This is a genomic window from Euzebya sp., from assembly GCF_964222135.1.
Classification (GTDB): Bacteria; Actinomycetota; Nitriliruptoria; order Euzebyales; family Euzebyaceae; genus Euzebya.
On the sequence record NZ_CAXQBR010000003.1, the window covers coordinates 28,396 to 40,566 of the forward strand.

At 73.1% G+C, this 12,171-nt stretch carries 8 protein-coding genes; 3 read left to right on the forward strand and 5 right to left on the reverse strand.

Translation table 11 applies throughout. The features are described 5' to 3' along the window. The first annotated feature begins 31 nt into the window (after positions 1-31). On the forward strand, positions 32-1,024 hold the full coding sequence (locus tag ACEQ2X_RS00920) for a hypothetical protein (RefSeq protein WP_370323857.1): 993 nt from the start codon (positions 32-34) through the stop codon (positions 1,022-1,024). Positions 1,025-1,040: 16 nt separating this feature from the next. Here ACEQ2X_RS00920 and ACEQ2X_RS00925 read toward each other — a convergent pair whose 3' ends face one another. Then, positions 1,041-1,571: a DUF1353 domain-containing protein gene (locus ACEQ2X_RS00925; protein ID WP_370323858.1), complete on the reverse strand. Its 531-nt coding sequence runs from the start codon at positions 1,569-1,571 to the stop codon at positions 1,041-1,043. A 91-nt stretch (positions 1,572-1,662) separates the two neighbouring features. Between ACEQ2X_RS00925 and ACEQ2X_RS00930 the strand changes: the two genes are divergently transcribed. Both ACEQ2X_RS00930 and ettA read left to right on the forward strand, forming a co-directional pair. Beyond that, positions 1,663-2,103: an aromatic ring-opening dioxygenase LigA gene (locus ACEQ2X_RS00930; protein WP_370323859.1), complete on the forward strand. Its 441-nt coding sequence runs from the start codon at positions 1,663-1,665 to the stop codon at positions 2,101-2,103. Between the two features lie 40 nt (positions 2,104-2,143). Next, positions 2,144-3,823 (forward strand): energy-dependent translational throttle protein EttA, encoded by a 1,680-nt coding sequence (ettA, locus tag ACEQ2X_RS00935; RefSeq protein WP_370323861.1) that lies wholly within the window; start codon positions 2,144-2,146, stop codon positions 3,821-3,823. A gap of 84 nt (positions 3,824-3,907) precedes the next feature. Here ettA and ACEQ2X_RS00940 read toward each other — a convergent pair whose 3' ends face one another. Genes ACEQ2X_RS00940 through ACEQ2X_RS00955 form a run of 4 tightly spaced genes read right to left on the reverse strand, consistent with a single transcriptional unit; the run spans position 3,908 to position 12,153 of the window. Then, positions 3,908-5,839: a cell wall-binding repeat-containing protein gene (locus ACEQ2X_RS00940; RefSeq protein WP_370323862.1), complete on the reverse strand. Its 1,932-nt coding sequence runs from the start codon at positions 5,837-5,839 to the stop codon at positions 3,908-3,910. Next, entirely contained in the window at positions 5,836-7,767 is a 1,932-nt protein-coding gene (locus tag ACEQ2X_RS00945; RefSeq protein WP_370323863.1) for a cell wall-binding repeat-containing protein, read from the reverse strand. Before ACEQ2X_RS00945 ends, ACEQ2X_RS00940 begins: the two co-directional genes overlap by 4 nt. A gap of 17 nt (positions 7,768-7,784) precedes the next feature. Next, on the reverse strand, positions 7,785-10,166 hold the full coding sequence (locus ACEQ2X_RS00950; RefSeq protein WP_370323864.1) for a cell wall-binding repeat-containing protein: 2,382 nt from the start codon (positions 10,164-10,166) through the stop codon (positions 7,785-7,787). Between the two features lie 4 nt (positions 10,167-10,170). Then, complete coding sequence (locus tag ACEQ2X_RS00955; protein ID WP_370323865.1) at positions 10,171-12,153, reverse strand: cell wall-binding repeat-containing protein; 1,983 nt, start codon at positions 12,151-12,153, stop codon at positions 10,171-10,173. Positions 12,154-12,171: the final 18 nt, after the last annotated feature.

Genomic DNA, 12,171 nt, shown 5'->3' on the forward strand with positions numbered 1-12,171 from the left:
GTCCCCCACGGCGGCGCCGTACAGTCAGGAGATGGCAGGTGGCGCGGAGCCTGATCGTGCGGGCGGACGTCCCCGCTGGCTGACCGCCGTCGTGCTGGTCGCGCTGGTCCTCGCCAGCAGCGGTGCCGGTGTCCAGCGCCTCGTGGAGGACCCCATCGCGCCCGCGTCGGTCGACCCGCTGCACAAGGCGGCGGACGTGGCCGCCGCCCACGCCGCCTCGGAAGCCGGCAAGGTCACCCCCGACGTGCTCCAGCCGTTCCGCGGGCTGTCGCCGTGGCTCGACACCTACGACACCGAGCTCACCGCCGACCAGCAGGTCGGCATCGCCGCCGCCGAGGGCGTGGACACCCTCTTCGTCCAGACCGCGCGGGAGTCGACCGAGGGGCTGGTCCACGACCCCGCCCGCATCGCCCGGACCATCGAGCTGGCCCACGACCACGGGATGCAGGTCGTGCTGTGGACGATCCCGGACTTCGAGGACCTGGACCGCGATCGGGCACGGGCCATCGCGGCGATCGAGTTCACCACCCCGCGCGGCGACCGGGCGGACGCGTTCGGGCTGGACATCGAGGTGGAGGACGTGGCCTTCCACATGGCCCGCACCCGCCGGTTGCTGCAGCTGTCCGAGGAGCTCCGCGCCCACGCGGGGTGGGGGTACCCCATGGCCGCCATCGTCCTGCCGCCCCTGCAGCTCGAGATCAACCCGCGGTGGTGGCGGGACTTCCCCTACGCCGAGCTGGCGGCGACCTACGACGTCACCGTGCCCATGAGCTACTCGAGCTACCGGGGCAGCGACGCGGCGATCACCCTGCAGTGGAACCGGGACAACGTCACGCGGGTCCGCGAGCTGATCGGCGACCCCGACCACCCCGTGCACCTGGCCGGCGGCATCGCGAACGCCCTGCCGGAGGTGGAGTCGTTCGTCCGGGCGGTGCAGGAGTCGGGTGCGATCGGCGGCGGCCTGTACGACCTGCACACCACCCCACCCGAGGCCTGGGCACCGCTGCGGGCGCTGGCTCGCTGACCGCACCGTGCCCGGCTCAGGCGCGGCTCTCGAGGTGGGGGCGCTCGACGTGCGTCCGGGTGAACGTCCGCCGGAGGACCCAGGCGAGCAGCTCGACGAGCCAGAACAGCACGATCCAGAGCTGCACGACCAGGGCGGGGACGGCCAGGAACACGACGGCGGGCGGAGCCACCAGGGCGAACCAGCCGACCTCCTGCGGCGACGCGCCCCGCAGGTGCGACGCGGCCCGGACCGCAGCCCACATCATCCAGCGCCGCACGACCGACACCCCGAGCTCGCGCATCATGCGGCGGAACAGCCCGTCGGCGTCCGCGCGGCTGACCACGCCGGTGTCGCAGAACCAGTCGTGGAGGATCGCGGCTCGGGTGTAGGTCCCGTAGCGGGGGAGCAGCCAGGTGAACACCCGCGGCACCGACGCGAAGTCGGTGACGAAGCCGGCGGGGACCTCGAAGGTCTCCTCCCGCCCCTGGTAGACGACGGTCTCGACCAGCTCCCAGGTGGAGCTGGTCAGCTGCTTGACGACGACGTCGCCGCTGACGAACGGCACGGTCGGACCTCCTCGGGGCGGTGGGGCGTTTGACCTCCTGCGGCGGGTGCAACAGGATCATGGCAGGCGACTTGACACCGGAGGACCGGACATGAGGAAGACCGCTTCCATCGCATCCATCGTGCTCGGCGCGCTGATGATCGTCGGAGGGATCGCCACGATGATCCTGGTCAGCAGCACGCTCCGCGAGCAGAACATCGTCACCCCCGACGACGCGTGCCTGCCCGGCAACACCGTCGCCGGGCCGTTCACCGCGTACTGCCAGGCCGAGATCATCCAGGAGCACACCCTCGAGTCCACCGGCGGGCTGACCTACGCCGAGCTCGACCGGGAGGACCCCCTCCGCGAGGTGGCGCAGAACTCCGCGTTCCTGCAGTCGTCGCTGTTCACCTCGATCGTCGCCTACGGGGTCGCCGCGATGGCGATCGCCGTCGGGCTGCTGTTCATCCTGATCGGGATGGGCATCCGCGACGTCGCCCAGCACGTCACCACGACCGCGCCCCCCGCGAGCGACCCGGTCACGACCGCGTAGCCACTGCTCATCGCGTGCACGACCCATAGCCTTGGCCGCCATGGCTGAGTACGTGTACGTGATGAAGGGGCTCACCAAGCTGGTGCCCCCGTCCAAGGAGATCCTCTCCAACATCTGGCTGTCGTTCCTGCCGGGCGCGAAGATCGGCGTCATCGGTCCGAACGGCGCGGGCAAGTCGACCCTGCTGCGGATCATGGCCGGGGTCGACACCGAGTTCGAGGGGGAGGCGTGGGCCGCCGACGGCGTCCGGGTCGGCTACCTGCCCCAGGAGCCGCAGCTCGACACGGACACCGACGTCCTCGGCAACATCCGCCGCGGGCTCGGTGACGTCGTCGCCCTGCTGGACGAGTTCGACGAGCTGTCGGCGAAGATGGCCGACCCGGACCTCTCCGACGACGAGATGCAGAAGGTCTACGACCGCTTCGCCGACGTCCAGGACAAGATCGAGTCGGCTGACGGCTGGGACCTCGACCGGACCATCGAGATCGCCATGGACGCCCTCCGCGTCCCGCCGGGCGACGCGGACGTCACGACGCTGAGCGGGGGTGAGCGCCGCCGCGTCGCGCTGTGCCGGCTGTTGCTCTCGAAGCCCGACATGCTGCTGCTCGACGAGCCCACGAACCACCTCGACGCCGAGACCGTCGCGTGGCTCGAGCGCTTCCTGCAGGAGTACCCCGGCACGGTCGTGTCGATCACGCACGACCGCTACTTCCTCGACAACGTCGCCGGCTGGATCCTCGAGCTCGATCGCGGCAAGGGCCACCCCTTCGAGGGCAACTACTCCGGCTGGCTCGCCCAGAAGCAGGAGCGCCTGCGCCAGGAGGAGAAGACCGAGTCCAAGCGGCAGCGCACCCTGGCCCACGAGCTCGAGTGGGTGAGCGCCAGCCCGAAGGCCCGCCAGGCCAAGTCGAAGGCACGCATCCAGGCGTACGAGGCGCTGCTGAGCCAAGGCGGCCAGGCCCGTGACGGCGACATCGAGATGGCGATCCCGCACACCGGCCGCCTGGGTGACGTGGTCGTCGAGGCCGACCACGTGTCCAAGGGCTACGAGGACCGGCTGCTGATCGAGGACCTGACCTTCAGCCTGCCGCCCGGCGGCATCGTCGGGGTCGTGGGCGCGAACGGCGCCGGCAAGACCACGCTGTTCCGCATGATCGTGGGCGAGGACAAGCCCGACGACGGCACCCTCCGCGTCGGCGAGACCGTCGACCTGGCCTACGTCGACCAGACCCGGGATGCGCTGGATGCCGACAAGACGGTGTTCGAGGAGATCACCGACGGCAACGACATCCTCGAGATCGGCGGTCGTGAGGTGAACGGCCGCGCGTACTGCGGCCAGTTCAACTTCAAGGGCCCGGACCAGCAGAAGAAGGTGGGGCAGTGCTCGGGCGGTGAGCGGAACCGCATCCACCTGGCCAAGCTGCTCCGCCGGGGCGGCAACCTGCTGCTGCTGGACGAGCCGACCAACGACCTCGACGTCGACACGCTCCGGTCCCTCGAGGAGGGGCTGGTCAACTTCGCCGGCTGCGCGGTGGTCATCAGCCACGACCGCTGGTTCCTCGACCGCATCACCACCCACATGCTGGCCTTCGAGGGCAACTCCCAGGTCGTCTGGTACCCCGGCTCGTACTCCGAGTACGCCGCGGACTACAAGAAGCGCGTCGGCGAGGACGCCGACCGCCCCCACCGGATCAAGTACAAGCCGCTAACCCGCGCCTGATCGCGCCGCGACGAGGTTCGGCGCGATCGGGGCCTCCCTCGCCTGACGGCGAGGATCGGCGCGATCGTCCCCGACCGGTGCGGCTCAGCACGCCCCGGAGCTGTCCAGCTGGGTCGCAGCGGCGTCGCTGAGCACGCCGAGCCCGCCGGCCAGCAGCAGGTCGACGTCCGCCGGCGAGCACGCCATCTCGAGGGTCGCGGGTGGGACCGGGTCCTGGGCGAGGGCGATCGCGGCGCCGGCGTCGGCGGCCAGCCCGGCCGCGGGGAGGCCGAAGAGCCACCCGTCGGCCCGGTAGCCGTTGATGACCACGAGCTGGCGGTTGCCGTCGTCCGTTGATCCCAGCAGCTCGTCGGCGATCGCCTGAGCGGTCGCGTCGCGGCTGTCACCGGCGATCCGCTGGGGGCCGGGGACCTCGTCCTCGACGGCCTGCGACAGGGCGGCGGTGCCGCCGAGCAGGACGGTCGCCGACGGGCCGGTGGCGTCGAGGAACGCCGCGACCGCGGGGTGCAGCGACGCGGTGTCGGTCACCACCGTCGGGATGGCCCGCAGCGCGGTCCACGCGCCGGCCGACACGCTGTCGGCCCATGCGGCGGTGGGGTTGTCAGCGGGTCCACCGGCTCTCGCGAGCGCCACGGTGTCGCCGTCGGCCCCGAGGGCGATGACCTCCTCGGCGACGCGCACCGAGGTCTCCACGCGTGAGGGGCCGGCCAGGCGGCGCACCTCGAAGGCGGTCAGCTGGTCCTCGACGGCTTGGCTGATGGCGCTGGTGCCGCCGAGGAGGTAGATCGGGTCGCCGTCGTCGAGCAGTCGCTGGATCTCGTCGGCGGTCGTGTCCGGCAGGGTGTCGGTCTCGGTGAACAGCAGCGGCCCACGTCCGGTGAGGGCGGCACCGACGAGGGAGTCGGCGAAGGCGTCGTCGCGGGACAGCACGACGTGGGCGGCGCCGTCGCTGCCGTCGCAGTCGAAGCGGGCCTGGCTGACCGCGACCGCGTAGGCGATCGGGTCGGTGAAGTCCGCCCGCTCCGTCGTCGCCGGGTCGCCGTCGAACCCGCCACAGGCGATCGGCGCCTCGGTGGGCGGTGGTGGCGGCTCCTCCAGCGGCGTCGGCGGGGTCTCGGGTGCGCGGCCCCAGGACGTGGCCGCGCCGTCGGAGGAGATCTGGCGGAGGTCGCCGCCGGAGAGGTCCGTGGACCACATGTCGGCGGCGCTGAAGTCCGGTCGCTCCATGGAGAACGCGACGCGGGTGCCGTCCGGCGAGAACAGCGGGTCGCGCTGGAACCGGTCGTCCGGGGAGATGACCTGCCGCAACCCGCCGTCGGTCCCGAGGATGCAGGTGCTCGGGTCCGACGTGTCGGTGTCGACGTAGCAGGCGACGACGAGGCTGGCGCCGTCGGGGGAGGAGTCGAGTCCGAAGTCCTCGAGGATCTGCACGCCCTCGACACCGATCTCCGTCGCGGTGCCCGTCGCGGGGTCGATCCGGACGATCCGGCGCCCCTCGGCCTGGTAGGCGAACCCGTCGGTGGACCAGGTGATGTCGTGGGCGCCCGCGCTCGTCGCCGGGTTCAGCGGCCGCGCACCGGTGCCGTCGATCCCGATGACGCTCCACCCGGCCTGGAGGTCGAGGTAGATCACCTGGCTGCCGTCGGGTGACCAGGCGCCCTGGTGGGCCGCCCGGCCCGCGGGCACCACCTCGATGACCGGACCGCCGGCGGTCGAGATGCGGCTGAGCCCGTCCCCGGGCGTCCTGATGAGCAGCTCCCGGCCGTCCGGGGACACCTCGGGGCTGAAGCCCGGCCCGGGCTCGGCCCCGATGGCCCGCTCCGCACCTCCGGGGGTCACGGCGATCAGCCCCGGGGTGGTCGCCCCGTTGCCGTCGGTGTCACGGGTCAGGAACAGCTCGCCGTTCGGCCCCGGGTTCGCGGCGCCCGCGACGTCGGGGAGCACGAGCAGGACGAGCACCAGCGCGCCGAGGAGCGCACCGGCACGCCGGAGTGCGATCGCCGGGGCGGGCGTCATGCCGCGCACCCGGGGGCGGCGTCGAGCTGGTCGGTGACGGCGTCGGGGAGGGCGTCGAGTCCGCCGGCGAGGAGGATGTCGATGGTGTCGGGGCTGCAGGCCATGGTGGTGGTCTCCGGGGGGAGGGGGTCTTGGGCGAGGGCGATGGGGGCGTGGGTGTCTGCGGCGAGGCCGGCGGCGGGGAGGCCGAAGAGCCAGCCGTCCTCGCGGAAGCCGTTGATGACGACGAGCTCGCGGGTGTCGTCGTCGGGCGGGCCGATCTGCTGGGTGGCGATGGCCTGGGCGGTGCCGGCGCGGCTGGCGCCGGCGATGCGGGTGGGGTTGGGGACGGCGTCGGCGACGGCGGGGGAGAGGGCGGCCTCGCCGCCGAGGAGGAAGGTCTTGTCGGGTTGGGCGTCGGCGATGAAGTCGGCGACGGCGGGGTGGAGCGAGGCGGTGTCGGTGACGACGGTCGGGACGGCGTCGGCTGCGGTCCAGGCGCCGGCGGTGACGGAGTCGGCCCAGGCGGCGGTGGGGTTGTCGGTGGGGCCGCCGGCGCGGGCGATGGCGAGGATGCCGGCGTCGTCGCCGAGGGTGCGGACCTCGGTGGCGACGGCGACGGAGGTCTCGACGCGTGACGGGCCGGCGAGGCGCTGGACGTCGTGGCCGGCGTCGGTCAGCTGGTCGGCGACGGCTTGGCTGATCGCTGCGGTGCCGCCGAGGAGGTAGATGGTGCCGCCGTCGTCGAGGAGCCGGTCGATCTCGGTGGCGGTGGCGTCGGGGAGGGTGTCGGTGCGCGTGAACAGGAGGGGGCCGTCGCCGGTGAGGGCGGCGCCGACGAGGGAGTCGGCGAAGGCGTCGTCGCGGGAGAGCACGACGTGGGCGGCGGCGCGGCTGCCGTCGCAGTCGAAGCGGGCCTGGCTGACCGCGACGGCGTAGGCGATCGGGTCAGCGAAGTCCGCCCGCTCGGTGGTCGTCGGGTCGCCGTCGAATCCGCCGCAGGCCAGCGGCTCCTCCGACGCCGGCGGCGGCGGTGGCGTGCCCCCGCCGGCCACGGCCCACTCCGGGCTGATCCCCAGCCCACCGACGGCGCCGAGCGCCTGCGTCCCGGCCCCGGCGATCGGGGTCACGTACAGCATCGCGTCGTCCGCCCGGGCGGGACCGATGAACGCGACCTGGGTGCCGTCGGGCGAGAACGCCGGGTGTGCCGGCTCGACATCGACATCGCTCAGGTCGACCGTGCGCTGCACGACCATGTCGAGCCCGGTGATGCACAGCCGCAGGCTGAACGAGTTGTCGTCCGGTTGCACGCACGCGAACACCAGCTGCGACCCGTCGGGGCTGGCGTCCACGCCCAGCCCTTGGGCGTTGGGGGACTCCTCCGGGTCCACGATCCGGGACTCCCCCGTGGCCGCATCGATGATGAGCATCGCCGACAGCTCGATGGCCACGATCTGGTCCTGCGACGTCCAGGTCACCGACTGGTACGTGAACTGGCCACCGGATTGCCGGTTCGGGGCGAGCACCCGGGGCGCGCTGCCGTCCACCGGGTGCGCGGTGAAGGTCTCGCCGTCGACCACCAGGATCTCGCTGCCGTCCGGCGACCACTCCAGGGCGTAGGTGGCGGCGTCGAGCTGGACGAGCAACTCGCGGTCGTCGGTCGTCCCGCCCAGCGGCTGGACGTACAGGTTCCGCTGCAACGTGTAGGCGACGGCCGTCCCGTCAGGCGAGACCGCCACCGAGTCGATGATGTTCGGCGGGACCAGTTCACGGCGGTCCCCGGTCGCCGGGTCCACGGCGACCACGGTCTGGAAGCGCGAGTCGGCGGGGTCCTGGGCCAGGACGACGATCTCACCGTTCTCACCGGGCGCGACCGCGGCGGCGGGGGCGACCGGCAGGGTGAGCAGCAGGCAGGTCAGGACGATCAGCAGCGGACGGGGGCGGGTCATGTCGTTCTCCAGGGAGGTCAGCACGGGGATGCCAGGGCGTCGCGGACGGGTTGGGTCACCAGCCGCAGGGGGCCGATCACCTCGTGGCGCTGTCGGGTGCCGGTCGCGCACAGGGCGGCGTCGGTCTCGGGGGGCAGGGAGGTGACGGTGGTCAGCAGCAGGGGTGCGTCGGCGTCGGCGGACAGGCCGGCGGCGGCGAGGGCGTAGTTCCACGCATCCCCCTCCGTGCCGTTGGCGACCAGGCGCTCCGGCCCGGGGGCCTGCCACAGCTGCGCGGCGATCTGCGCCGCCGTGTCGAACCTGGTCTGTCCGCCGACGCGGGTCGCCTCGATCGAGTCGGCGATCGCGGGGCTGACCGCGGCGTCGCCGCCGAGGACGACGGCCGCGTCGTGATCGGACCGGTCGAGGAAGGCCTGCACAGGCTCGGGGAGGGCATCGGCGTCACCGGGCACGAGCAGGATCGGGTTCTGCGTGTCGGCCGCCCACCCGCCTGCGGCCACCGAGTCGACCCACGCCGCGGTCGGGTTGCCCTCCGGGCCGAACGCACGCGCGACCCCCACCGTGGTCCCGCCACCGCGGGCGACGGCCTCGTCGGCGATCGCGACCGCGGTCTCGATCCGCGTCGGGCCGCTCAGGCGTCGTGGGCTGAGGCCGAGGTCGGCCACGGCCTGCTCGACGGCACCGCTGAGCGCCGCCTCGCCGCCCAGCAGGTAGACGGTGGCACCGGGGGTCAGGGTCCGCTGGAGCTGCGCCGCCGCGGCGGGTGCGAGCGCGTCCTGCGCGGTGAACAGCATGGGCGCGTCGCCCGTCAGCACCGACCCGGTGAGGGCGTCGGCGAAGACGTCGACGCGGGCCAGGACGGCCCCGGCGGCCCGCTGGCGACCCGCACCCGCGAACGTCCCGTCTGCGTCCTCGAACCGCGCGAGCGCGAGCTGCGCGGCGTACTCGATCGCCTCCTCGCGCGACGTCCTCGCGTCGGCGATCGTCACCGTCGCCTGCCGCGGGTCGCCGATGATGTACCCGTCGCCATCGGTGATCTCGACGACGACGGTCTCCGCGGGTTCGTCGACGTCGTCGGGGATCGGCGCGACGATCAGGTTCACCAGGTTCGTGCCGTCCGGGATCGTCACCGACGTGGGCAGTGCGACGTAGTCCTCACCCGCCACCGCGGTGCTCTCCGGGGAGACGCGGATCGAGACCTCGAGGTCGCCGTCGGTCACCCCCGTCCGCTCGATCGTGAAGTTCCCCCCGTTCGTGCCCGACGTGCCGACCTCGCCGGCGTCGGGATCGAGCGCCTCGATCCGGACGCTCTCCGCGCCGGGGATGACCGAGCGCCAGTCCGTCTCGTCCACGCGCTCGGTGGCGAGCACGAGCTCGGGGGAGGAGCCGTCGGCGCGCATCCGCCACAGCGAGTGGACCCCGCCGTCCCGCGGCGTGTTCCGGTCCGAGGCGAAGGCGATCCACTCCCCATCGGGTGAGAAGGAGGGGTTCAGGTCCGCCGGGGCCGTCGGGAACTCGCCGCCGATCCACTCCGCGCCCTCGGTGAGGTTGGTGATCGCCCCGCCGCCCTCGGACACGACCAGGACGTCGGTGTCGTCCTCCTCGGGGTCGTTGCCGCTGACGCAGCTGCCGAAGTTGCTGCCGTCGTTCGGGTCGAACTCGCGGGTCTCGAAGGAGCCGAAGAAGACGATCTCGCCACCCGGTCCCCAGTCGGGATCGCTCAGGCCCTCGTACCAGGCGTACTCCTCACCGACGGACGTCGAGGGCTGCACGAGCCACGAGGACCCGAGGGTCGCGGGCGATCCGGCGCCGAGGTTCGACGGGACGTCGGCGACCCGCAGGCCGTGGGGGTTGAAGTCGTCGGTGGTCCGGTTCTCGGGGTTGCGGGTGTCGCCCGGACATCCCCGGGTGAACTCCTCACGGCTGGCGAACGCGATCTGCGTGCCGTCTGGGGACCAGGTCGGCTGCCGCCCGGCCGGCTCAACCCGGGCCAGGAGGTTGCCCTGGGTGTCGATGATGTGGACGACGTCCTCTTGGGTGTCGGCGTCGAACGCGGTGTGGGCGATCATGCTGCCGTCGGGAGACAGCTCGGGGCCGCCGCCGACGCCGTCGATCGGGAACGTCGCGCCGTCCGGGTTCTGCAGGACCGTGGTCCCGCCGTCGACGTACACCAGGTACAGGCCGTCGGGGGTCCAGTCGAAGTCGCCACCGCGGGCCGGCCCCTGCTGCACCGAGTCCGTGCCGTCCGGGTTGACGAGGTGGTGGCTGCCGAAGTCGCTCCAGCCGATCTGGAACCCGAGGGGGACCTGCGCCTCGGACGGGGCGACCGCCGCCGCCGTCATCACCAGCACCCCCACGAGGATCGTCGCGGTCCGGCGGCGGGCCGTCGTCGTGCGCATCACGTCAGCACCCGGGGGCGTCGTCGAGCTGCGCGGCGACCGCCTCGGTGAGGACGCCGAGGCCACCGGCGAGCAGGAGGTCCACGTCCGCTGGTGCGCACGCCATCTCGAGGGTCGCGGGTGGCACCGGGTCCTGCGCCAGCGCGATCGCGGCATCCGCGTCGGCGGCCAGGCCGGCCGCCGGCAGGCCGAAGGTCCAGCCGTCCGCGCGGTAGCCGTTGATGACGACCAGCTGGCGGGTGCCGTCCTCGGCGTCGCCGATCAGCTCGGCGCCGATCGCCTGGGCGGTGGCGTCGCGGCTGTCCCCGGCGATGCGCACTGGGTTCGGGACCGCGTCGGCGACGGCGGCGGACAGCGCCGCCTCACCGCCGAGCAGCACGGTGCGCTCGAGGTCGTCGAGCCCCTCGATGAAGTCTGCGACCGCGGGGTGCAGCGACGCGGTGTCGGTCACGACGGTGGGGATGGCGTCCGCGGCCGTCCACGCCCCGGCCGACACGCTGTCGGCCCAGGCGGCGGTCGGGTTGTCGGCCGGGCCGCCGGCCCGGGCGATCGCGATGGTGGTGACGTCGGTCCCGCGGGCCGGGGCGGTCCCGACGGCCAGCTCGGCCACCTCGACGGAGGTCTCGACCCGGGAGGGGCCCTCGAGGCGGGCGACGACGTAGTCGAGGTCGAGCTCCTCCTCGATCGCGTCGGAGATCGCGGCGTTCCCTCCCAGGATGTAGACGGTGTCACCGGGGTCGAGCAGCCGGTCGATCTCCGTGCGGGTCTCCGACGGCAGGGTGTCGGTCTGGGTGAACAGCAGCGGCCGGTCGCCGGTCAGGGCCGCCCCGACGAGTGAGTCGGCGAAGTTGTCGTCGCGGGACAGCACCACGGCGTTGGGCAGGTCGCTGCCGTCGCAGCCGAACCGCGCCTGGCTGACCGCCACCGCGTACGCGACCGGATCGGTGAAGTCCGCCCGCTCGGTCGTCGCCGGGTCGCCGTCGAACCCACCGCAGGCCAGCGGGGCGTTCGTCGGCGGGGGCGGTGGATCCTCGAGCGGGGTGGGTGGCGTGTCCGGCACCCTGGCCCAGGACTGCAACGTCGCGACGTTGCCCTGGAACCGGGAGTCGGGCGGCAGGTCCGCGACCTGCTGGACCCCGGTGCCCTCGGGGGTGGCGGTGTACAGCCGCGCCACGTCGGCGGCGAAGTCCACCCCGACGAAGGCGGTACGCGTGCCGTCGGGGCTCCAGACCGGCTTGTCGATGCGCGGCACCCCGGCCACGGAGGGCGGGATGTAGCGGATGACGCCGAGGTCGCGCCCCAGGATGCACACGCCCACGACGGCGTCCGCCGAATCGTCGGTGCAGGTGATCGCCAGCTGCTGGCCGTCCGGCGAGCTGTCGACGCCGTACTGGGTGTCGAAGCGCAGCTCGGTGGGGCTCTCGAGCGCGGTGACCGCGCCGGTGGCGGCGTCGATGCGGACACCCTCCTCGCGGAAGCGCTCGAGGACGAAGATCTCGTCGAGCCGGGTCCACAGCACCGCATCGATGTCGGTGCTGAACGTCGGGTCGCCCGCGGCGTCGTACAGCACCTGCGGGTTGGTGCCGTCGGCGTCGTAGACCGTGAGGACGCTGCCGTCAGCGACCGCGATGCGGGAGCCATCCGGTGACCAGCTGACGTCGGGTCGACCGCCGGCCCCACCGCGCGGCACCAGGACCTGCGTGGGACCCCCGGCCAGCGACACGATGCTGATGTCCCGGCTGTCGGTCGTGCCGGTGTGCAGCACGGTCCTGCCGTCGGGTGAGATCTCGGCGTGGATCGCGGACCCCTCGGTCAGCTCCGTGATCGTGCCGTCCGCGCCCACGGTGGCGATGCCCGTCGTGTCGGTGCTGGAGAACAGGAACGGACCGTTGGACCCCGGGGACGTCGCCTGGCTCGGCAGGGCCGAGCAGAGGAGCCCCACCAGGAGGAGGGCCGTGGTGGTCGGTGCACGGGTGCCGCGTCGCATGCCGGCACCGTACGGGCC